At 51.9% G+C, this 22,123-nt stretch carries 26 protein-coding genes; 17 read left to right on the forward strand and 9 right to left on the reverse strand.

The features are described 5' to 3' along the window. The first annotated feature begins 59 nt into the window (after positions 1-59). The 3 genes from icd to GO013_RS15050 all read left to right on the forward strand — a co-directional run bounded on the left by icd (position 60) and on the right by GO013_RS15050 (position 2,183). Positions 60-1,202, forward strand: coding sequence for an NADP-dependent isocitrate dehydrogenase (gene icd, locus GO013_RS15040; protein WP_163812540.1), 1,143 nt, complete (start codon positions 60-62; stop codon positions 1,200-1,202). Between the two features lie 200 nt (positions 1,203-1,402). After that, positions 1,403-1,957: a HyaD/HybD family hydrogenase maturation endopeptidase gene (locus tag GO013_RS15045; protein ID WP_163812542.1), complete on the forward strand. Its 555-nt coding sequence runs from the start codon at positions 1,403-1,405 to the stop codon at positions 1,955-1,957. Beyond that, on the forward strand, positions 1,926-2,183 hold the full coding sequence (locus GO013_RS15050; RefSeq protein ID WP_163812544.1) for a HypC/HybG/HupF family hydrogenase formation chaperone: 258 nt from the start codon (positions 1,926-1,928) through the stop codon (positions 2,181-2,183). Before GO013_RS15045 ends, GO013_RS15050 begins: the two co-directional genes overlap by 32 nt. 72 nt (positions 2,184-2,255) lie before the next feature. On the opposite strand, the gene GO013_RS15055 is transcribed toward GO013_RS15050, so the two are convergent. From GO013_RS15055 to GO013_RS15070, 4 genes are all read right to left on the reverse strand, one after another. Further along, entirely contained in the window at positions 2,256-2,585 is a 330-nt protein-coding gene (locus tag GO013_RS15055) for an SMR family transporter (protein WP_163812546.1), read from the reverse strand. A 15-nt stretch (positions 2,586-2,600) separates the two neighbouring features. Then, positions 2,601-3,098 carry a hypothetical protein gene (locus GO013_RS15060; RefSeq protein ID WP_239057902.1) on the reverse strand — a complete coding sequence of 166 codons (498 nt, stop codon included), beginning with the start codon at positions 3,096-3,098 and terminating at the stop codon, positions 2,601-2,603. A 346-nt stretch (positions 3,099-3,444) separates the two neighbouring features. Continuing rightward, the gene (locus tag GO013_RS15065; protein ID WP_163812548.1) at positions 3,445-5,163 is read right to left on the reverse strand and encodes a nickel-dependent hydrogenase large subunit; all 1,719 of its coding nucleotides are present in this window, start codon (positions 5,161-5,163) and stop codon (positions 3,445-3,447) included. Between the two features lie 66 nt (positions 5,164-5,229). Next, positions 5,230-6,216: a hydrogenase small subunit gene (locus GO013_RS15070; protein WP_163812550.1), complete on the reverse strand. Its 987-nt coding sequence runs from the start codon at positions 6,214-6,216 to the stop codon at positions 5,230-5,232. Positions 6,217-6,721: 505 nt separating this feature from the next. Here GO013_RS15070 and GO013_RS15075 point away from each other — a divergent pair. The 3 genes from GO013_RS15075 (at position 6,722) to GO013_RS15085 (ending at position 9,716) form a co-directional block, all read left to right on the forward strand. Then, positions 6,722-7,021, forward strand: coding sequence for an MTH1187 family thiamine-binding protein (locus GO013_RS15075; RefSeq protein ID WP_163812552.1), 300 nt, complete (start codon positions 6,722-6,724; stop codon positions 7,019-7,021). A 5-nt stretch (positions 7,022-7,026) separates the two neighbouring features. After that, positions 7,027-8,925, forward strand: a complete 1,899-nt coding sequence (locus GO013_RS15080) for a diguanylate cyclase (RefSeq protein ID WP_163812554.1) — start codon at positions 7,027-7,029, stop codon at positions 8,923-8,925. Between the two features lie 197 nt (positions 8,926-9,122). Next, positions 9,123-9,716 carry a GNAT family protein gene (locus GO013_RS15085; protein ID WP_163812556.1) on the forward strand — a complete coding sequence of 198 codons (594 nt, stop codon included), beginning with the start codon at positions 9,123-9,125 and terminating at the stop codon, positions 9,714-9,716. Here the strand turns inward: GO013_RS15085 and GO013_RS15090 are convergent. Together GO013_RS15090 and GO013_RS15095 are read right to left on the reverse strand one after the other, a co-directional pair. Next, the gene (locus tag GO013_RS15090; RefSeq protein ID WP_163812558.1) at positions 9,641-10,405 is read right to left on the reverse strand and encodes a UPF0280 family protein; all 765 of its coding nucleotides are present in this window, start codon (positions 10,403-10,405) and stop codon (positions 9,641-9,643) included. The genes GO013_RS15085 and GO013_RS15090 overlap by 76 nt on opposite strands. A gap of 77 nt (positions 10,406-10,482) precedes the next feature. After that, on the reverse strand, positions 10,483-11,136 hold the full coding sequence (locus GO013_RS15095; RefSeq protein WP_163812560.1) for a lactate utilization protein: 654 nt from the start codon (positions 11,134-11,136) through the stop codon (positions 10,483-10,485). 222 nt (positions 11,137-11,358) lie between these two features. Here GO013_RS15095 and rpmH point away from each other — a divergent pair, with 222 nt between their 5' ends. The 7 genes from rpmH to GO013_RS15130 all read left to right on the forward strand — a co-directional run bounded on the left by rpmH (position 11,359) and on the right by GO013_RS15130 (position 16,739). Continuing rightward, positions 11,359-11,493 (forward strand): 50S ribosomal protein L34, encoded by a 135-nt coding sequence (gene rpmH, locus GO013_RS15100; protein WP_163812562.1) that lies wholly within the window; start codon positions 11,359-11,361, stop codon positions 11,491-11,493. Further along, positions 11,481-11,852, forward strand: a complete 372-nt coding sequence (gene rnpA, locus GO013_RS15105) for a ribonuclease P protein component (protein WP_163812591.1) — start codon at positions 11,481-11,483, stop codon at positions 11,850-11,852. The genes rpmH and rnpA overlap by 13 nt, the downstream gene beginning before the upstream one ends. A gap of 10 nt (positions 11,853-11,862) precedes the next feature. Next, entirely contained in the window at positions 11,863-12,138 is a 276-nt protein-coding gene (yidD, locus tag GO013_RS15110) for a membrane protein insertion efficiency factor YidD (protein WP_163812593.1), read from the forward strand. Beyond that, positions 12,111-13,766, forward strand: coding sequence for a membrane protein insertase YidC (yidC, locus tag GO013_RS15115; RefSeq protein ID WP_163812564.1), 1,656 nt, complete (start codon positions 12,111-12,113; stop codon positions 13,764-13,766). Before yidD ends, yidC begins: the two co-directional genes overlap by 28 nt. A gap of 41 nt (positions 13,767-13,807) precedes the next feature. After that, positions 13,808-14,860: a protein jag gene (locus GO013_RS15120; protein ID WP_163812566.1), complete on the forward strand. Its 1,053-nt coding sequence runs from the start codon at positions 13,808-13,810 to the stop codon at positions 14,858-14,860. Between the two features lie 215 nt (positions 14,861-15,075). Beyond that, positions 15,076-16,467 (forward strand): tRNA uridine-5-carboxymethylaminomethyl(34) synthesis GTPase MnmE, encoded by a 1,392-nt coding sequence (gene mnmE / locus GO013_RS15125; protein ID WP_163812568.1) that lies wholly within the window; start codon positions 15,076-15,078, stop codon positions 16,465-16,467. A 2-nt stretch (positions 16,468-16,469) separates the two neighbouring features. Beyond that, positions 16,470-16,739, forward strand: a complete 270-nt coding sequence (locus tag GO013_RS15130) for a hypothetical protein (protein ID WP_163812570.1) — start codon at positions 16,470-16,472, stop codon at positions 16,737-16,739. Positions 16,740-16,791: 52 nt separating this feature from the next. On the opposite strand, the gene nhaA is transcribed toward GO013_RS15130, so the two are convergent. After that, on the reverse strand, positions 16,792-18,171 hold the full coding sequence (nhaA, locus tag GO013_RS15135; protein ID WP_163812572.1) for a Na+/H+ antiporter NhaA: 1,380 nt from the start codon (positions 18,169-18,171) through the stop codon (positions 16,792-16,794). 160 nt (positions 18,172-18,331) lie between these two features. Between nhaA and GO013_RS15140 the strand changes: the two genes are divergently transcribed. The 4 genes from GO013_RS15140 to GO013_RS15155 are packed head-to-tail and all read left to right on the forward strand — an operon-like array spanning position 18,332 to position 20,554. Further along, the gene (locus GO013_RS15140) at positions 18,332-18,781 is read left to right on the forward strand and encodes a pyridoxamine 5'-phosphate oxidase family protein (RefSeq protein ID WP_163812574.1); all 450 of its coding nucleotides are present in this window, start codon (positions 18,332-18,334) and stop codon (positions 18,779-18,781) included. A gap of 4 nt (positions 18,782-18,785) precedes the next feature. After that, positions 18,786-19,364 carry a GDSL-type esterase/lipase family protein gene (locus GO013_RS15145; RefSeq protein ID WP_163812576.1) on the forward strand — a complete coding sequence of 193 codons (579 nt, stop codon included), beginning with the start codon at positions 18,786-18,788 and terminating at the stop codon, positions 19,362-19,364. A 6-nt stretch (positions 19,365-19,370) separates the two neighbouring features. Further along, a complete protein-coding gene (locus GO013_RS15150) occupies positions 19,371-20,411 on the forward strand; it encodes a low specificity L-threonine aldolase (protein WP_163812578.1) in 1,041 nt (346 codons plus the stop codon). Further along, the gene (locus GO013_RS15155) at positions 20,408-20,554 is read left to right on the forward strand and encodes a hypothetical protein (protein ID WP_203529650.1); all 147 of its coding nucleotides are present in this window, start codon (positions 20,408-20,410) and stop codon (positions 20,552-20,554) included. The genes GO013_RS15150 and GO013_RS15155 overlap by 4 nt, the downstream gene beginning before the upstream one ends. 230 nt (positions 20,555-20,784) lie before the next feature. Here the strand turns inward: GO013_RS15155 and GO013_RS15160 are convergent, their stop codons facing one another. Further along, positions 20,785-21,519, reverse strand: coding sequence for a hypothetical protein (locus tag GO013_RS15160; RefSeq protein WP_163812580.1), 735 nt, complete (start codon positions 21,517-21,519; stop codon positions 20,785-20,787). Positions 21,520-21,579: 60 nt separating this feature from the next. Continuing rightward, positions 21,580-22,023 carry a hypothetical protein gene (locus GO013_RS15165; RefSeq protein ID WP_163812581.1) on the reverse strand — a complete coding sequence of 148 codons (444 nt, stop codon included), beginning with the start codon at positions 22,021-22,023 and terminating at the stop codon, positions 21,580-21,582. Positions 22,024-22,123 lie beyond the last annotated feature (100 nt).

Raw genomic sequence — 22,123 nt, forward strand, 5'->3', positions numbered from 1 at the left:
ATAGTCCGAATCCGCATTTTGCGTTCATTGTGCCACTCTTTTGAACTTGGAGGCTTATTTTGGCAACAAAAACAGTATATTATATCGAAGGCGACGGCATCGGTCCCGAAGTATGGAAGGCCGGTCGTCCGGTTCTCGATGCGGCCATTGACAAGGCATACGGATCAAAAAACGCCCTTGATTGGCGGCTCTTGCTGGCCGGAGAAAAGGCCTATGCCGAAACAGGCGAGCACCTGCCCAAAGCCACCATGGACACACTCGCACAGGCCGATCTGGCCATGAAAGGACCACTCAACACCCCGGTGGGCGAAGGCTTTCGCAGCCTGAATGTCACCATGCGCCAGGCCTTTGACCTCTATGCCTGCATTCGTCCGATCAAATATTTCAAGGGAATCGAATCCCCGGTCAAGCGTCCTGATCTGGTGGACATGGTCATTTTCCGTGAAAACACCGAAGATGTCTATGCCGGCATTGAATATAAATCCGCCAGCCCGGAAGCCAAAAAGCTGATCGAATTTCTGGTGGATGAATTTGGTGCGAAAATCGACATCTCTGCCGGAATCGGCATCAAACCCATCACCCCAGCCGGGTCAAAACGACTCGTCAAAAAAGCGATTGAGTACGCTATTGCCGAAAACAAGCCATCAGTGACGCTTGTCCACAAGGGCAACATCATGAAGTACACCGAGGGCGGCTTCCGTTCCTGGGGATACGAACTTGCGGATGAAGCCTACAAGGGACAAGTGGTTCGGGAAGGCGAGGAAGGAAGCGGTGTCATCATCAAGGACCGCATCGCCGATGCCATGTTTCAAAACGCGCTCATGTATCCCGAACAATATTCCGTGCTTGCCACCACAAACCTGAACGGCGATTATATCTCCGACGCACTGGCGGCACAGGTTGGAGGTCTCGGCCTCGCTCCCGGCGTCAACATAGGTGACAAACTCGCCTTTTTCGAGCCAACCCACGGCACGGCACCGACCATTGCAGGCAAAGACATGGCCAATCCAGGTTCCCTTATTTTATCCGGAGCCATGATGCTTGAACACATCGGCTGGCACGAAGCCGCCGCTCTGATCCATCGCGCCGTTGAAAAGGCCCTGACGGACAAAAAAGTGACCGTTGACCTCGCCTCGCAAATCAGTGGTTCCACACAGGTCGGTTGCCAGGAATTTGGCGAAATCCTGTTGGCCAATCTGTAAAACTTCTTTCAAAACACCCCAAAACCGCCCGATCCTCTGATCGGGCGGTTTTTTTATGCCAAAATTATTCTTCGACGATACAGGGGTATCACTCGCGACTGGACCAGTTATTTTTACTTTTTCTTGAAAAAAGAGACAACTTCCGCTCATAAAAAATATTAGGTGTTGCCAAAATCGAGAGGGTTTACTAAATGAGAACCATGCCAGATACTGACAAAAATATACTCGTCCTGGGCGTCGGAAATATCCTGTACACGGATGAAGGCTTCGGCGTTCGAATTGCAGAGGAACTTGAGCAGAAATATGAGTTCTCTTCCAACGTGACCGTGCTTGACGGCGGCACCTTGGGGCTGCGGCTCATGGGTCCGATCATGGAAGCGGACTATCTGATTATCGTTGATATCGTCTTGAATGACGGCAATCCCGGTGATGTGTTTCGCCTGCTTGGCGAAGACCTCAACAAGGCGTGTGCCTTCAAAAACTCCATGCACCAGACCGACCTCCTTGATACACTGGCGAATTGCAGTATCATGGGAGAAGTCCCGGATGACGTTATTCTTTTCGGCATTGAACCATACAATTTCAAAGACATGTCCGCGGCGTTATCTCCCGAGCTGGCTGCCCGGGTGCCCGACGTCATTGACGTGGTTCTGAAGGAAATCAAAAACGCCGGCGGGACATATACTACCCGCACCTCGGCGAACCCAGCAACGGAGAAGATCTATGTGCCTCGCGATACCAGCCGAAATTCTTGAGATAAATGACGGTGTAGCCACCTGCAAAGTGGGTGAAGGCAACACAACAGTCCCGGCATCCATCATGCTGTTGGACGAGGACGTGACCATTGGTGATTATATCATCATTCACGCCGGGTTTGCCCTGCGCAAACTTGATCCCAAGGAGGCGGAGGAAACACTCCAAATCCTGCGCGACATGGTAGAGCTACTGGGTGGAGAAAAATATCAGCATGAAATGCTGTAATTTTGTATAAAACGCATGAAAAAGCCCGGCTTCACACTGAAGCCGGGCTTTTTTTATTTCAAATGACCAGAATCAATGACCAGCGGTTTTTGAAAACATGTTGATGACAAGCACTCCGGCAATGATCAACCCCATACCGAGCATGGCCGGAAGATCCGGTATCTGTTTATAAAAAACAACCCCGGAAATCCCAATCAAGACAATACCGACCCCAGACCAGATCGCATAGGCGACACCGACCGGCACGGTATGAAGCACCAGACTCAAAAAATAAAATGAAGAGCAATAGCCAATCATGCACATGAGGCTTGGCCAGAATCGCGAAAATCCTTTGGCTGCGGGCAAAAAGGATGTCCCGAAGACTTCCGAGACAATCGCTATTCCCAAATATACATATCCCATAACAAACCCTATTCCTTACAATCCCTTCCGAGCCTTTTTTCCGGGCATGAACGATGACCGGAGAAAACTCGGACTCACAAATGAAAACGGTCGGTGAACCACGGTATCGGGCAAAATATGATACCATCGATATCCAAGTTTTCGAAAATACGAACGTGCCCGGTCATAATGTCCTGATTCCCGAGCGGCATGAAGCGCGGCATCACGCTGGCACCGAGAACGAGCCAAGGGTTCCATCAACCGCTCATTGAACCCGTATTTCAGCAACATTCCCTTTATTCGTCTGTATTCCCGATGTCGCGAAACACCGTCGGCCATGGCGAAAAGGGCCACAATAAGCCACCCTCCTCCCCAACATCCAAAAAGAACGGCCCGAGGAATATCACCGGCATTCCAATGCAGTAATCCAGCTCCCTTCAGGCCAAACGCAAAAAGCAGAGACGCCACCCCGGTCATATACGGCCAGGGAGCAGCGCGAACAAATCGCATGATGTGCAGCAGTCTGTTGAACATCCCCACTCCTTATTCTGTTCACGTTCTATCCGAGGTTTTTGGAGGGGTCAATCACACACTTTTCCTCAAAAATAATAAATACTATATTATATCAAATATTTAAACAGCAGACACAACTCTGAACGACGTCATTGGAAAAGCATAAAAGCCCATAACGACTATTCTTTCTCACATCACGCTTCCTCACCCATCATAGCCTCCATAAAAATAACAAAAAAAGGGCTCACACGCGATTCTCCGAGTCAACTGACTCGACAAAAAGAGTCCCGCCCCCTCAGTCTCACCCATAAAAAAAGAGAGCCTGGATAATCCAGGCTCTCCATACATTCGTTCGAGTCTGTAGAGACTACAGGACGCGGAACTTCTTGACGTTACCAGTCTTGTTGTCAATGACGTGCACACCACAGGCGATGCAGGGGTCATAGGAGTGGACGGTACGCAAGATTTCGACAGGACGTTCAGGATCGGCGATCGGCGTGTTATCCAACAACGCTTCTTCGGTCGGTCCAGGAATGTCGTTGTCACAACGGGGACCGAGGTTCCAAGTGGACGGAACCACGAGCTGGAAGTTGTCGATCTTGCTGTCTTTAATACTCATCCAATGGCTCAGGGCACCACGGGGAGCATTGACGTAACCAACACCCTGTGCTTCGGCGGGCATGTCCCAATCCTTACAGATGTCCATGTCGCCCTTGGCGATGTTTTCTTTCAGATCATTGACCCAGTCAGCGGTCTTGAGAGCGGTCACGAGGCATTCAATACCACGAGCACCAGTCCGACCGAGAGTGGAGAACAACGCCTCAGGACCAACACCGAGTTTTTCAAGAACGAAATTCACGTACTTGACGAATTCGGGCTGACCTTTACCATAGTTGACAAGACAGGTAGCCAGGGGACCAACCTCAACGGCTTTGCCGTCATAGCGAGGGGCCTTCATCCAGGAATACTTGGTCTTGTCATCCAGGCTGGTATACATGGGATCAGTCACACCGGAGTAGGGATGTTTCGGAGAATCATCCTTGTACCAGGAGTGCTTGACATGTTCTTCGACCATCTTGGGATCAAAGTCCTGCACGTTGTTGATGTCACGATTCATGATGACGCCCGGCTTGACATAGCGGGAGTTCAAATCAGCTTCGCCACCCTGTGCAGGGTATTCGCCGAAGCTCATGAAGTTGGTGGTACCACCAATGGAAGCCCAGTCTTTGTAGTAACTGGCAACAGCAATGAGGTCCGGGATGTAACAATCAAGGATGAAGTCCATGATGTCAGAGTACAATGCCAGATAATCATTGATGTATTTCTCGGTGAGACCTTCGTAACAGGTCACGCCACCCATGACAGTAAACTGGGTGTGCGGGTTCTTTGCACCAAAAACAGCCATGGCACGAGCGGCCTTGACCTGCAGGTGCAATGCGTTCAGGTAGTGGTTGGTCGCCAACAGGTTGACTTCGGGCGGCAAAATGTATGCCGGATGACCACCGAGGAAATACGCGTTGGTAAAGATACCGAGACGACCGGAATCGACGATACCCTTGACGGTGTCCTTGGTTTTCTGAAGTTCTTCCTTGCTGGAAACGATCTTCGGGTCCTGACGGACGGTCTTGGCAACGGCAACGGCGATTTCGGCGGTCTTGTTCACATCAGCGGACAGACAACCAGCGACATCGACGAAGTCAAGCGCATGAAGATGATAGAAATGCACGATATGATCATGCATGAACTGCGCTGCCATCACCAAGTTACGGATGATGGTGGCGTTATGAGGCAGTTCTTTATCAACGCCAACGGCGTTGTCAACACAGCGGATGGATGCGAGTGCGTGCACATACGTGCAAACACCGCAAGAACGCTGGGTAAAGTGCTGGGCATCGCGGGGATCACGGCCTTTCAGGATGATCTCCAGACCGCGGAACAGCTGGGAGCTGCTGCGGACGTCAACGATTTTGCCATCTTCGACCACGGCTTCAACGCGAAGGTGACCTTCGATCCGAGTGACCGGGTCAACGACGACATTGTGTTTCCCATGCGCCATCGGGGCGGCTTTAGGGGAGCAACCAGACATATTGTATCCTCCTTAAGAATTCAGGCTTGTCTGCGTTAGTTGAACGAAACAGGTGTACATGGCCGACTAGAAGTCAGTCAGGTCAGCGTACATGTGTGTTTCGCCATCCCAGTCAGCTCCATCCCAGAAATCAGGCTGTGAACAGCCGATGCAGGGGTGGCCGGCCTGGACAGGCCAGTTGTACTGGTTGAACTTGACGGTTGCACAGTTGTTGTAGGTCTCAGGACCACGGCAACCGAGCTTACGCAGGCACCAGCCCTTGCGGGCTTCTTCGGAACCGAAGGAAGGAGCAAACTGGTCGTTATCAAAGAACTCCTGCCTCGGGCAATTATCGTGAACGGTTTCACCATAGAAGGGAACCGGACGACCGACATCATCAAGCTCAGGCAATCCCTTGGTCAGATAGTACACAATGGTACCAACCAGGGAGAACGGGTTCGGCGGGCAGCCGGGCACGTTGATGATTGTTTTGTTCGGGAACAATTCGCCGACGCCCTTGGCGCCAGTCGGATTCGGGGCGGCTTTCTGCACACCACCGTAGGCAGCGCAGGTACCGTATGTGATAGTCGCCTTGGCGGCTTCGACAACCTTGGTCGTATTTTCGAGCATTGTGTGCCCGCCGACCTTGCCGTGTCCACCCGGCTCCATGGCCGTTCCGGCCGGAGCAGTGGGAACACCACCTTCGATGACTGCGATATAATCGCCAGCTGCAACGGTATCCCACAGAGCCTTTTCGGCTGCATGACCCGCTGCTGCCATGAGAGTCTCATGGTAGTTCAGCGAGATATAATCCAGAATAAGGGCATCGACATAAGGTTCGACTGTCCTCAGAATGGATTCGGAACATCCTGTACATTCAGCATTGTGCAGCCAAACGACATCGGGCCTGGTATCACTTGTGAGAGCTTCGGCGACTTTCGGGGCGAAAGCCGGACCCATGCCCATCACTGCGGCCACGGTTCCGCAGAACTTCATGAAATCACGACGAGAAACGCCGCGCTTTTCCAGCCGTTCCACGGCTCCTTCCTTGCCATGACCTACGGAAAATTTCATAGAACACCTCCGTAATAAAATGAGTCTGTTATGACGAGAGAACACCGTTATCCTCGTTGCATAACCGTCGGGCACACGCCCGAACTCGGACCTAAACCATCTATGCTACGTTTTCAATAAAGGTAGCACTTCTAACACTCTTTTCCCGAGTTCGTGCTATAACCCCCCGGAAAAATTAATTAACAATCTCGTAACGCGGTTTACAAACAAAATCAATAGGGAACTGCAAAAAACTTTCAAGCGTATCGGCACGCTAGAGGGTCTGCGCAGTCTCTCGAATTGTCACAAAATTTGATATGAGTCACTGTCTTTATGCCACTTTCACCACTCTGTAAACAGGGCATAAGTGCAACAATTCACAAACCATTCACAAACGGGCGGTCCTCTCGAAACACCGAGCACCCATCAATACAGCCGGTCCGAAAATAATAGACTTGGACACTCTTGCCGCCCTGGACTACAGTTCCGCAAATACATCTTTTTTTCTTTTACCCAAAGAGGTCTCATGAGTGTTCTCATCAATTTTTCAATTTTTCCCATGGACAAAGGAGACACCGGGTTAAGTCGGCATGTTGCCCGGGCGATCGAGATTGTCGAAGCCTCCGGGCTTCCCCATGAACTCGGGCCAATGGGAACCTCCATTGAAGGCGAATGGGAGGATGTCATGGCTGTCATCAATGCCTGTTATCACGAGCTTGAGAAGGACTCCGACCGGCTTTTCATGACACTGACTGCCGATGCTAAAAAAGGTCGAAAAGACGGACTCACCAACAAAGTACGCAGTGTTCAAGAAAAAATTCGGTAATATTCATGTCCTCGTCCAATTCGCTCTTCACTAAATTTCTGGCGCGCACACTCCCCCCATTGTTCGTGGCGGCCTTTCTTCTGATGTTCTTCTTCGGCTACACGAACCAGCAACACATTCGGGAAGAAATCAATACTGATATAGAAGTCTTTGCGACATCCATCAGCCGAGTTCTCGATGATCTCATGTGGAATTATCAAACCGAAGAATTGGTCAGCGCACTCGGGACAATCAGCAGCAACCCAGCAATGTTGGGAGCACAGCTTTTTTATCAGGACGGTGAAAGTTTCTTGAAATACGGCATCCAGCCGTCCGACGATCCGACCATCCTGACGGTGAAAAAGGCCATCTACAAACTGCAATCCAACGGGCATCGCCTCAACCTCGGTTCCCTGGAAATTTATTATTCCTATAAAGAAGCAGATTCGCAGTTTCACGGATACCTCGTGACGCAGGCGGTCCGCTTTCTTCTGGGAATTCTTGTTTTCAGCATCGCCGGTATCTACGCCTACCAGACCACGATCGGTACCCCGTTGAAAAAACTGCTCCAAGCCATTCGAACCACGGAAGACACCGGCAAATGGACCGAAGTTGCATGGCAAGCCGACGATGAAATCGGTGAAGTCATTGCGGCACATAATTCATTAATTTTTCACATTTCCCAAAAAGAAGAGGCCTTGGCTGAAAGCAGGCAACGATATCGGCACCTCTTCGACAGTGCTCTGGTTGGCATTTTCCTGATCCGTCCGGACGGGACCGTTGTCGAAGCCAACAAGACCGTAGCGAGCATACTCCACTATGAATCAGTCGAAGCAATGACCGCAAAAAATGTGCACACACACTACAAATCCCAACAGGACCGGGAACGACTCTGGGCTGAACTGGACGCCAGACTCGTCATTTCCAACTTCCAAACCCGATTGATCCGCACGGATGGGGAAATCATCTGGGCTGAAATGAATGGACGACTCACTCCTGACGGGCTTTTCAACGGAGTATTGCAGGACATTACGACCCAAGTGGAGGCCCGGAAGGCGCTCAAGGAACGCGATGAATTGCACCGGGCCTTTTTCGAAGACAACAAAGCAGTCATGCTGTTACACGACCCTCAGGACGCCACCATTCGATTCGTGAATCCAGCAGCCTGCCAATACTACGGATATTCAAATGACGAACTGACCTCCATGACAATCCGCGACCTGGATCGCATGTCGGATACGGAAATATTCGAAGAATTGGCCCGTGCAACGTCAGAACAACGAAACTACTTCAAACATTTTCACACATTGAAAGATGGGTCCAGACACCCTGTCGAGGTTTTTACCGGGCCGGTCTCTCTGGCCAACCGGCAACTCCATTACTCTATCGTTCATGACGTTACGGAAAAACGCCGTATGGAAGCCAAACTCAAACGCATGGCCACCCGAGACCAACTTACCGGAGCCTACAATCGCCACGCATTCTTTCAAATAGCACAGGATGAAGTCACGCGCGCGCACCGTTTCGACCATCCCATGGCCGTGCTCATGTTTGATCTCGACCACTTCAAGCAGGTCAACGACACGCATGGACATGCCATCGGAGACGAAGTTCTGCGCGCCTTTGCCCTCCGTTGTCGAGCCGACCTCAGGCAATGTGATATCTTCGCCAGACTGGGCGGGGAGGAATTTGCCGCCATCCTCGTCGAAACCGACGCGACCCGGGCCACTCAAGTGGCTGAACGGATACGGACGCTCGCGTCACACCACTCCACCCCCACCCCAAAAGGCCCTATCACCGTCACGGTCAGCATCGGCGTTGCATCGTTGCAAAAAAACGACACGATAACGACACTTCTCAACCGCGCGGACGCAGGTCTGTATACCGCCAAGAAATCAGGTCGAAATTCGGCCTGTAGGAACTAGAAAAGCATACGGGAAAACCATCCAGACTTTCACCAACGCCTCTATGGTGCCCCCGAAGACCATTGGACACTCTCTTCATGGACTTCCGGGGCAAGGACTGGTTATCATCGAATGCGACAGCAACAACCGCATCATCCGCATCCGCGCCCCCCAAAGAGTCTATGCGATCATGCAAAAAAAGAGTGATTCACACAACCATGCCACATTTTTCAGAAACCCAATTGCACTCCGAACGGTGTCTGCTTCGCCCATGGCGAGACACCGATGCCCCCCGCCTCACACTCATCGCAAATACCAAAGCCATTTCCTGGAATACCTCATACAACTTTCCCTATCCATTTGACCTGACCGCCGCGCACCACGCGATCACAGCGAACACAACCAATGCCGGGACCAATATTTGGCAATTTGCCATTCTCCAGCAGGACACGATTATCGGAGGCTGTGGCGCAACCCGGGGAACAGACGTCCAGAGTCACACCGCCACCATTGGGTATTGGCTTGGTCAGGACTATTGGGGACAGGGAATCGCCACTGAAGTCCTCGCGGTCATTGTGACCTACATGCAGGAATCGACTGATATCGAACAGTTGACGGCGACTGGGTATGGATGGAATCCCGCTTCGGAACGAGTGTTGTCAAAAAACGGATTCGTCAAGGAAGGCCTCCGCAAAGGAGCAGTCAAAAAATGGGGGAAAACAACGGATCTCTGGATTTATGGACGGTTGCTCGGCGCATCCAAGGCCACCAGTTCAACAGCTCCCCAGGCTGCAACTTTGGCATCATATTGAGCAAAGACCCCTTCCAGGCCGAATTCGGCAAGGGCCTTGGCTCGTCGGACCACACGATCCAGGTCTTTTTCTGACCGCAGTTCATTGCACAGCGCAGTTGCTGCGGCATCGGCAAAACACGCATCCCTGGCACGAACGGCCACCAAATCGCCAGACCCCAAACTGAGCGAATGACCAATGGTGCCGCTTGACGCGCAAATGGAGATCGGAAACACATCAGACGCAAGACGCAGCCCTATGGAGGCCCCGGACTCTGGATCTGCCAACAAAGCCACGACCCGCTCCCGGGTGGAATGCATATATGTATCCCCCCCGTTTTCCACGAGGAGATTTGGACTCTGATCAACAAAGGCATCCCCAACAGCCTGGGCCACCGCACCAGCGACTGCGGCCATAGGACCAACGCCACAGGATGCTGCGGCCCGCGCCATGGACCGGATGATGTCCGGCGCACCATCCGGCACACTGACCGGCTCAAGACTTTCACCAAACTCTGGATGAAAGACGATCCAATTTTTCACGACACCACGGACAGCGGCCACATGCGCCGCTATATCCACACGGAGATCGTGTTCGGCAACAACAAGCAGGTCCGTCTGTTCCACGGCCACCTGAAACCGCCTCTCGCCGGAACGAGGCCGAACCAGTTCACGATATGCCCTCTCTGTGGAAAGATGGCGATTGGCCATAAGCACTACCTCCAAAAGGATATTTCGTAAAAGGAACCGTTAAGGAACAGCATTTGGAACACGTTAGCAACACCTCTTTACAAGCCAAGATCCTCATTGATGAGTACAACCTTGATCCGTCCTTTGGGGTACGACTTTTCGCTGATCGTCCAGACATTACAAATCCGATCAGGAGAATCACAGTCCATACAACGACCAGTCTTGGCACAGGGAGTCTTCATGCCCAGGCGCATGGCGTTCATCGGCGCCACATATTCTTTAATCCGATCCATGGCACGCTGGAGGTCAGGAACAACCTTGTTCCGGCTGGCCAGAATAACCACATTACGAGGGCCAAAGGTAATACCGCCGACCCGGTTACCAACCATATCAAGGTTCACGAGACAACCATCTTCCGTGATCGCATTGGTGCCACAAAAGAAGCAATCAACAAGCAATGCCTGCCGCTGCATCTCCGCGCTTTCCTCGGAAGACAGGGATGATTTCCAAACATTCAGGACCTCCAAATTTTCATCGGCACGAAAGGCCCTGTGCAGTCCTGTCGAAGCAAAAGTCGCCGACCCGCCCCAAGACACGCTTTTCGGCTGTATCTGCGGGAAAATCTCCTCCAGGACAACACGTTTGGCCGCATCAGCGGATTCCGCCTGATAGACGTCAAAACCATTCTTGACCAACTGCTTTTCCAGCGCTCCGAGATTCAATTCCCAAAACGTATCTATCGACTTTTTCATGAAACATCCTTGTGGCATAAATAGTTATAATGTAATATAGAACAAAAGAGGCGTTTTTTTACTCGCCTTCCGTCGGGAAAACCTGTAGCAGAATTTCCGGCCAGTCGAAAGCGATGGTTGCTCCCCGATCAAAATTTGATCTTGACTGCCACAACGGCAACGGTTATATGCTTCCGTCCAACATGACTTTTAGCAATTTTTCACTCTGTAGGAGATATAGATATGAAACGTACTTACCAGCCCAGCAAATGTCGTCGTAAAAGAACCCACGGTTTCCTGGTGCGCTCCCGCACCAAAAACGGTAGCGCCGTTCTTCGCCGTCGCCGTGCAAAAGGGCGTAAGAGATTAGCCGTCTAGCTTGGAACAAGGAGCGCCGACTGCTCTCAAGCCCTCAATTCTCAGCTTGTTATGAACAGGGAAAAAAGCATTTTACCAAAAGCTTTATCCTGTTCATTCTCAAGCGGGATATCTCACCTGACGGGGTCCGCCTCGGGCTGACCGTCAGTAAAAAGATGGGAAACGCAGTAGCGCGAAACCGTATTAAGAGGGTGGTGCGCGAGTATTTCAGGCTGCATCAATTTGACTTTGAATTGCCTCTGGATATTGTCGTTGTTCCCAAGCGGAACCTTGAGGCCAAGCAGTTAACACTCGCTCTCACCATAGAAGAGTTCTCACCCGCTTTCAAACGTTTAGGCCTGAAAGCGGCTGCCTCATAGAGAGGGAATGATGCGCTCAATATTTCTAGCGCTCATTTGGTTTTATCAAAAACTCATCTCCCCCTTGCTGCCTCCGGTGTGCAGGTTCTATCCGACGTGCTCTCAGTACGCCAAAGAAGCTGTCATCCGTCATGGAGCATTCAAAGGGGGGCTTCTCACGCTTTGGCGTCTCCTTCGTTGTCAACCTTTATGCAGCGGGGGCTATGACCCCGTCCCGGCCGTGTGGCCAGATATCAAAACCAAAGCGAGAATCATCCCATGGAGAAGAAGGAGCAAATCCGTTTAGTGATTGCCCTGGCCCTGAGTTTCATTGTCATTTTCGGATGGCAATACCTCACAGGCCCATCAGCAGAAGACCAGGCCCTCATGGCCCAAAAAGCCGCCGAGGCCGAACAGAAAACAGCATCCCTGACACAACAGCAGACCCAATCTGTTGCCACTGAGGCTGTTCCAGCCACTGACTTCATCCCCACAGCCGGAACTCAAGTGACGGTGGACACTCCGCTTTACACCGCCGTTTTCAATTCTCAAGGCGGTATCCTCGAACAGTTCATCCTCAAAAACTACAAAGATACCATCGAACCGGATTCCCCGAATGTCGATCTCATCGGACGCAAGGCCTTTGCCAAAGGTCCACTCGGTCTGATTCTGACCAAGAACGACAAGGAATTTCACACATGGAAACGGGGCGAATGGGCCTTTTCCGGCACGGATCTGGCCATCCGGGAAGGCGATGAAGCCAAGACCTTGACCTTCAAGGGACAGTCCGGTGGATTCAACATTGAGCGTGTGCTCACGTTCAACCCCGACACCTATCTCATTACAGAATCAACCACGGTCACGAACATGACCGCAGTTGGTGTCGAAGGTTCCCTGTCCTACACCGCAGCCGCCAAATCCATGTCTGCCGAAGACGACCGCTACAACCCCACCAAGGTCGCGTACCTGACCAAGGATGGACGTGAAGAAATGGATGACCGCGACGATCTCAAGGAAACTGGATTGTCCGCTGCCGGTGAACTCAAATGGGGTGCCATCGAGTCCAACTATTTCCTGTTTGCCGTGATGCCCGGTTCCGACAGCGCGTCGTTGTCTGCTGGTGTTCAGGATGACATTTTCCGCATGGCTGTCACTGATGACGCCACGTTCATGCCCAATGTCGCCAAGACCCTCAAGGCATCATACTTCATTGGTTCGACCGACCGTGAAATGCTCGGCACCATGCCCAATCAGCTCGCCGAAGCCGTCAACTTCGGTTGGTTCGATGTTCTGGCAAAGCCGCTGCTCATCGGGCTCAACTTCTTCTACGGCTATATCGGCAACTACGGTATCGCCATCATCATCCTGACCATCATCATCAAGCTCATCTTCTGGCCGCTGTCCCAGAAAAGCTATGGTTCCATGGAACAAATGAAGAAGCTGCAACCCATGGTCAAAAAACTTCGTGAAAAATACGGCGACGACAAACAACGCCTGAATCAGGAAACAATGGCCCTCTACAAAACGTACAAGGTCAATCCCATGGGCGGTTGTCTCCCCATGGTCGTTCAGATTCCAGTGTTCTTCGGTTTGTACAAGGCCTTGCTCGGTGCGGTTGAACTTCGACACGCTCCGTTCATCGCCAACCTGCCGTTTACTGACCTGCCCTGGTTGGCAGACCTGTCCGCCAAGGATCCATACTATATCACCCCCATCATCATGGGTGCGTCCATGTTCTTGCAGCAGAAGATGACTCCGAGTGCCGGCGATCCGACTCAGCAAAAAATCATGCTGTTCATGCCACTCATATTCACCTTCATGTTCCTGCAGTTCCCGTCAGGTCTGGTTGTCTACTGGTTGTTCAACAACCTCTTGTCCATCGGACAGCAACTCATGATCGCCAGATCAACCAAAAAGGCGACACTGGACGCTTAACACCGCAACCGGGAACAACCCCGGTTGAGAGGAATACAAACATGAGTGACTTCAAAGAATTCCAGGGAAAAGACCTGGACGAAGCCATAGAATCCGCTTGCGATTACTTCAATCTCAAACGGGACCGCCTGGAGATCGAAATCCTGGCTGGCGGTTCAAGCGGAATCTTCGGCATCATGGGTGTCAAAAAAGCCAAAGTTCATGCTCGTCCCCGTGCCCAAGTCAATACAACGGACATTCTCAACGACGACAAAACGGCTCAACCCAAAGAAAAAACACAGCAGAAAACCAAGACCAAACCGGCTCCCAAAGCAAAAAACAAGCCGGCAGCCAAACCGAAAAGCAAGCCCGCGCCCAAGCCGAAAAAAACCCCTGTGGCACCGGCTGAAACAAACGAGCCGAACGGTAACCTCATCAAAGAGGAAATCTTCAATGACGTGAACGGCAATGTCGCTCCGTCGGAAGAAGCCCCCAGACCCGCGCGCAAACCCCGCGAACGCAAGCCTCGTCAGGCCGCTCCCCGTGAGCGCAAACCGCGAGAAAAACAGCGCGACACCAAACCTCGTCCTCAACGAGAAGAACGTCCTCGCGCCAACATGGCCGACTTTGACCCGACCGTGCTTGAAGCTGCGGTCAACGAAGTCATGGTCAAGCTGCTTGAACCGATCGTGGGAGAGACGACCATCAACATCACCATCGAGACGGATCGGGTGAAGGTCTTCATCGACGATGACGACAACTCCGGTCTGATTATCGGTCGTGAAGGACAGACGCTCTCGTCCATCCAATATCTGGTCAATCGCCTTGTTTCCCGACAGATGGAAGCCTCTGTCCGCATTCAGGTGGACACTGGCGACTACCGTGAACGACAGGATGACAAACTTCGTCAAATCGCTTGGCATCTGGCTGAAAAAGCCGGCAATCTGGGTCGCACCCAGTCCACCAAGCCACTGTCTTCCTACCATCGTCGGGTCGTGCATCTGGCGCTTCAGGAGAATGAAACCGTTTTCACCCGGTCCAAGGGTGACGGTCCCATGAAACGTGTTCTGATCGTTCCCAAAAATCGCAAAAACGGCAGTTACGCCCGCGATTAAGGTTCGAACTTTCGACGAATATTCAAAGACCGCTTTTCGAAGCGGTCTTTGTTCGTTGAGATAAAGACAACGGGCTGAAGCCGTCCGCTTCAAAAACCTGACACCGCCCTCTTTTCAGCAGCCTGAAAACCCTCTTGTCCAACGCGGTGCGTTTGCACTCTTCCATCCACCTTTTTTCCTTTTGCCTTTCCCGAAAAAGGCCTATAAACACCCTCATGCTTGATCCACGACTCGCCAAAGACACCATTGCCGCCATTGCCACTCCGCCCGGAGATGGTGGTGTGGGCATCATTCGTATCAGCGGCAGCCAATGCCGAACCGTTGCGACAGCTCTCTTCCGATCTGTCAATCCCCATTTCACGGACTTTGTTCCATACCGACTCCACTATGGGCACGTACTCGATGCTCACGGAGCCGAACTGGATGACGTTTTGTGCGCATTCATTCCCGGTCCAAAGTCGTACACTGGCGAGGACATTGTGGAAATCAACTGCCATGGTGGCCGGACCATCCTGTCCACCGTGCTGGAAGAAATTCTTCGATACAAAGTCAGGCTGGCGGAACGGGGAGAATTCACCTACCGGGCCTTCATGAATGGTCGCATGGACCTTTCTCAGGCCGAAGCCGTGGCCGAAATGATCCACGCACCAACCAAGGCCGCCATGCACCTGGCACAGGTCAAACGATCTGGGCTTCTCGGACAGAAGATCGCACACCTCAGGACACAATTGGAACAGCTTCGAGCGCAGTTGTGCATCGCCGTCGATTTTCCCGAAGACGAGCTCGAATGTCTGTCTCCTGAAGAACTCATTGAAACATCCGCCTCCGTCCGCACCGAAATAACGGAATTGCTTGCTGCCGTAGACCGGACAAAAGCATGGCGGGAAGGCGCACTGGTCGTACTGGCTGGCCGCGTCAACGCCGGAAAATCCAGCCTGATGAATGCCTTGCTCGGTCGAAACCGGGCCATTGTCACAGACCAACCCGGCACCACTCGCGACTATCTCGAAGAATCCATCAATCTCGACGGGCTGACGATTCGTCTGGCTGACACGGCGGGTATCCGGGCAACAAACGATGTCATCGAAGCCGCCGGTCTTGAAAAGGGACGGGAACTCATGGAACAGGCGGATCTTGTCCTGCTTCTGGCAGACGGCTCCGCCCCGTTGACTGAAGAGACATTGACCACAGCCGCGACACTCGATCCTCAAAAAACACTTTTTGTTCTCAACAAGGCCGACCTGAAGGACTTCTCCAACGAAACCGCCGCGCCTCTCGCAAATAACGACTTCGAAAGCATCACCATTTCTGCGAAAACCGGCCAGGATATTGACACCTTGTGCGCCCGGATTCGGGAACGTATCCTTCATGGAGAGGGACAGCCTGACCCGGATGAACTTGCACCCAATGCACGACAGGCCGCCATATTGGCGGATGCCGCGCACGAACTGTCGGGCCTTGAGCAAGACGCGGCAGCAAATATTCCCTACGACCTGTTGAGTGTTCGGCTGGAAACAGCGTGTACCACGCTCTCCGGTATTACCGGTGAAATCGCCTCCAACGATGTGCTCAACGCCATTTTCGACACATTCTGCATAGGAAAATAGCCATGATAGACGACACAGACACCATTGATGTACAACATGTCACCTGTGGCCTGGTGCCGCTGATGCAAACCCACCTCGAAGGATCTGAACCCGAAGTCGAGACCGTCAGGTTCAAGGTCCGTCAAGGAATTCAGACCGAATTATGGAACTCGTTCGGCACCGGCAGCAGATGGCGCCTGACCGAAGTCAAGGAAGAACTGTTTTACGATCTCTATAGCTTCATCCGTGTGGAACAATCGGAACTCGATCCACTCGGCCTGATGGATTTCTAGCCACAAAAAAGCCCCGGTACGCATGACGTACCGGGGCTTTTCATTGAGAATTCTACTTGACTTCGCTCAAATAATCTTCAGGCTTGGCACCGTTCTTCGACGCATCTGGAGCCAGATACTTGAGAACCAGATAACCAAGTACTCCCGAGACCAATGAGGCGAACAGAATCGCGATCTTGGACAGTTCAACAAGCCTGGATCCTTCTTCAAATGCCAGATTCGCAATGAAGATCGACATGGTGAAACCGACACCCGCAAGACAGGCCGCCCCCCACAAATGAACCAAAGTGGTCCGATCCGGGAACTCCGCCCAACCAAGTTTGTTGACAATCCAACACGCACCCGTCACACCGATCTGCTTCCCCACGACCAGCCCAAAGAATACACCGAGCGACACCGGCGTCACCAATTCATTGATGATATCTCCTTCCAAAGCAACCCCGGCATTGGCCAAGGCAAAAATCGGCATGATGAAAAACGACACCCATGGATGCAGGGCATGCTCGATATTCTGCAACGGCGTTGTGGCGGCTTCATATGAATTTTCCAACGAATGCAGGGCCATCTGCTGTTCCTTATTCGTCAGCACGGTCTTGCCCGGCGTGATCGCCATTTCGAAAACCTCGGCGGCGTGCCGCAACTCTTCAACAAAGGTGGAACAATTCATCCGCGTCCCTGCGGGAATGGTCATGGCCGCCAGTACGCCTGCGATGGTCGCGTGAATGCCTGACAAGAGAAACGCAAACCACACCACGATCCCAAGCACTAAATATGGAATTGAATGGCGGATGCCCCACCGCAAATTCAAAATAGCCATCAGTCCGAGGACCGCCAATCCTATAAACAACGCCGTGAGATTCAGTGACGCCGTGTAAAAAATGGCGATGACCAAAATGGCCCCGATATCATCCACGATGGCCACAGCTGTCAGAAATATTTTGACACCAATGGGTACCCGGCTCCCGAGCAATGACATGATGCCAAGGGCAAACGCAATATCCGTGGCCATGGGAATGCCCCAACCTGCCGCCGATTCCTGCCCCGCGTTCAGACTGATAAAAATCAGGGCCGGAATAGCCATGCCACCCACGGCCGCAGCCACCGGCATGATGGTCTGACTGGGCGTGGACAGTCCGCCCACCAACAGTTCCCGCTTGATTTCAAGGCCCACGAGAAAAAAGAAAATGGCCATCAAGCCATCATTAATCCATAAAATCGCGGCCTTTGACAGCACCCAATCACCGATACCGACGGTGAGTTTGGTCGCCCACAAGGCATGGTAACTTGCGGCCCAGGGCGAATTGGCCCAGACCAAAGCCGCAATGGTGCACACCATCAAGGCGATACCACCTGCGGCCTCCATCTTGAAAAACTTGTCAAACGAACTCAGCAAATAGTGAATTGGCAACCGATCTTCTTTGGTGTGACTCATCCATCTCTCCCGTGGTTAACTGCGGCAGTATAGCACCATTTCAAAACAGGGCAAACGCCAACGGAAAGGTAGTGTCATCCGTTTTTTGTCCCGCTCTGGTTGTCTTCTGGCTTCAAGTGATTCATAACCGTGTATCTTCACATTCAATCAAGGACCCATCATGCGCAAAGGATATACGGATGACGCTTCGATCATTGCTGAAATTCTGGCCGAGGCCGATGTCCTCTGGCTGGCTCTCACCGACGCCGACGGCCCGTATTGCGTCCCTGTCAACTTTGCGGCGAATGGAAATACCATCTATATTCACACAGGTAAATATGGACGTAAGGCCACGGCCCTAGCCACCGGCGCGCCTGTTGCATTTTCTGCGGCCGTGGACGTCCGAATGCGTGCTGGTGGCGATACGGCCTGCGATCAAGGCTACCTCTTCCGCTCGATCATGGGCCAAGGCATTCCCAGACAGCTCGACCATGCCGAAAAACACATCGGGCTGGATCAACTCGCAACCAAATACATGAAAACCAGACTTCCCTACCAAAAATCCGTTCTTTCTGCCACAATTGTCTACGCAATTGCGATTGAAACCATATCCGCACGGATCAAGGAGTGACACGATGATACTCTGCTTTCTCGGTGATTCTCTCACATTGGGCTATGGGGACGAAACAACACTCGGCTGGCCGGGACGCATCACCCAAATTCTCAAAAAAACGGGGAAAGACGTCACCAGCTACAATCTCGGAATTCGCAAAAACGCCAGTATTTGTCTGGAACAACAATGGCTTTCCGAGGTGCAAACACGCATCCTCACCGACGTTCCACTCAAGCTCGTGTTCAGCTTCGGCGTTGCCGACGTCATGAATGACATTGCACTCGAAGACACCCTCCAGGCGGCTGACTCCGTTTTCAAAACAGCTCAAAAGCTGGGCGAGGTCCTGTTTATCGGTCCCACCCCAGTTCTCAACAGCGAAATCAATGGCCACATCAAGACCATTGGCACCGCTATTTCAACACGTTGCACCCAAATGGATATCCCGTGCGTCCTCCCCTTTGACAGCATGGAATGTTCCGCAGTATACGAGCAGGCCTTGAGCAACGGCGATAGTGTACATCCAACGGCAGATGGATACGCGGCCATTGCCAAACATATTATACACAATAACGTTGCCCGAACCTTTTTCGGGTTGGAGTAAGGTAGTATGAGTCCTCTCAAATCTTTTGCCAGCGACAACAACTCCGGGGCGCATCCCGCCATCATGGAAGCCATTGTCAAAGCCAATGACGGATTCCTGAAATCCTACGGTGACGACGAAATGTCCATCCACACCGATGAGGTCTTCAAGGAATTCTTCGGTTCCCAGGCGCGTATCCATTACGTGACGACCGGAACCGCGGCCAACGTTCTGGGACTGCGTTCAGTCACCCAGACCTACAATTCGGTCCTTTGCGCTGAACAGGCCCACATCAACAACGACGAATGTGGCGCACCCGAGGCATTTGGCGGCATCAAGCTCGTCCCCATTCCCTCCGAAGACGGCAAACTGACGCCCGGAGCCATTGCCCCGTATCTCGGCCATGTGGGATTCGTTCACGCCTCCCAACCCAAGGTCATTTCCATCACCCAACCCACGGAACTGGGCAAGCTTTACACCTTGAAGGAAATCGAGGACCTCGTGGAATTCGCCCATGACCGGGACCTGCTCCTGCACATGGACGGAGCGCGCATTGCCAACGCCTGCGCCGCATTGGACTGTTCATTTTTCGACATGACCACGGCTCTGGATGTGGATTTCATCTCCTTTGGGGGAACCAAAAACGGCTGTCTGCTCGGCGAAGCCGTGATCTTCCTCAAACCGAATATAGGTGAAGGCTTCCAATACCTCCGCAAACAGGCCATGCAGCTCGTATCCAAGATGCGTTTTGTATCCGCTCAACTGGAACAGTATCTGGCCGATGATTTATGGTTGAAAAATGCCCGGCACGCCAACGCCATGGCACAACGGCTGGCTGACAAGGCCGGAGCCATTGACGGCGTCACGATCAAGGGCACGGTTGATTGCAACGCGCTGTTTGCTTCCATTCCCCCGGAAGCCTCTGAAATTCTCCTCGAAAAATATTACTTTTACGTATGGGACGAACACGATCACACGGTCCGCTGGATGACCTCATGGGCCACGACCGAAGCCATGGTCGATGAATTCGTCTCGGATATTGAAAAGGCGGTCAAAGCGCTCTCATGAAAAGAATCTGCGTCTACCTCGGGTCCAATCCAGGCACCAACCCGGCCTATGGCGAAAGTGCGGAAACCCTGGCTAAAGAGCTTGCTCATCGCGGACTCGGCACGCACGAAGAGTTTTTCGAAGCCCTGACGTGGAATCACTGATCTATCTTTGTATCCATTGTAATCATAAGTCTTTTTCAACGACTTTTGCCGCCTGGGCACAGACAAGCACACCCTGGTATACAGTCCGTATACCAGGGTGAAATTCGTTTATTTTGGGCGTTTAGTTGTGATTTTCTGAGCTGTCATGCTGGGAGCATTTTTCAAAACCAATGCGATGTCAAGCGGTTAGCCACCCTACCGACTGACATATGAAACAGCGGAGGTTGCCTTTACGGCAATGGCACTTGTCGTTTTTTACACATGACATAGAGAGAGACGATTGCGCAGACTCCATGAAAAACACACGTCAACAAATAGCCTGTTTGCCAATAACCGAACCAGACAATCAGAGACATACACAAGATCGACCAGAAAAAAACAAGATGGAGCAGAAGATTCAAGGCCTTGGATTGCCAGATAGACACCAACATGACGGCAAACACGACATAAAGAAAGGTGGTATAGTAATTGAGGAAAGCTATTGTGTGTTCACCAAACAAGCTGGAAATCCAGATGGTTGGGAGAGAGAGCATCAAAAAGAAAGCCACAGGACAATCCCGTTTATCAAGATGAGAAAGAGTCAACCATGTGGATACTTTTTTCATCTGAATGAAGCCCAGTCCCAAAGCGAGAATTGAAAAGACCAGAAAGGCCGTCAAGGATACGGGGATATCAGATGCCAAACCTGCGACAATAGCGGAAAGAAACAACACGGCAGGATAATAGAGAAAAATAAGGAGACAGACGGACAACGCCAGGATTGCGAATTTTCCCACATCACGAAGAGTCAGGAAAAAAGTTGTAATATAAACGCCAAAAAACACGGAATAGGCCCCGGCTTGCATAGCCGAGTATCCAAGTGGAGCCATTACTGGGTCAACTTCCAAATATCCCCTGATTTGATTGCTCTTCATGGCGAGCACAATAAGCACCAATACTTTGTATATCTGTGTGTATGAAATCATATCTCTTTGAGCATTGCCGCTCCTTTTCTAATCGTAACGGCAATGCTGTTCAGGTTCATTTTATCGAGCATGTTCCTTCTTCTTTCTGTGTTTCCCCCATTCTTGCATGGGAGTCACAAAGGGGTCCGGTGTTTCTGTAAAGCCGAGGGGGATGCGCAGGCCGGGATTGGAATCCCAGAGCAGGTTTCCGAAGGCATCGTATTGGATGGCCTTTACCACGTTTCCGGTTGAAGAAACAACCGCTTTCAGCGTTCCGACCTGATCGTATTCGAGGGCATAGTCGTTGCCGTTGACAGTCATGAAGTACGGCAGCCGCTCACCCTCTTCGTAATTAAAGACGTATTCGCGCTTGCCGTCGTGGAACGTATCGAGGCTGATGAAGTCGCGCCGCAACGGTTCGAACACACCATCAGCGTATTCAACCCAATCACGTTCGTATTCGCCGGTCATGAAATTGTAGGTGAACTTGCAATAGCGATCTTTAGCCGGAGTTGAAAAGAGCATTTTAATGGAATGGACCCGCCCCCCCGGTATACGGCATCATAGTGCCAAACAAAACGTACTCAGGAGGACGAGTCACATGAAAAATATTGCCACCATTGGG

This window comes from Pseudodesulfovibrio sp. JC047, from assembly GCF_010468615.1.
Classification (GTDB): Bacteria; Desulfobacterota; Desulfovibrionia; order Desulfovibrionales; family Desulfovibrionaceae; genus Pseudodesulfovibrio.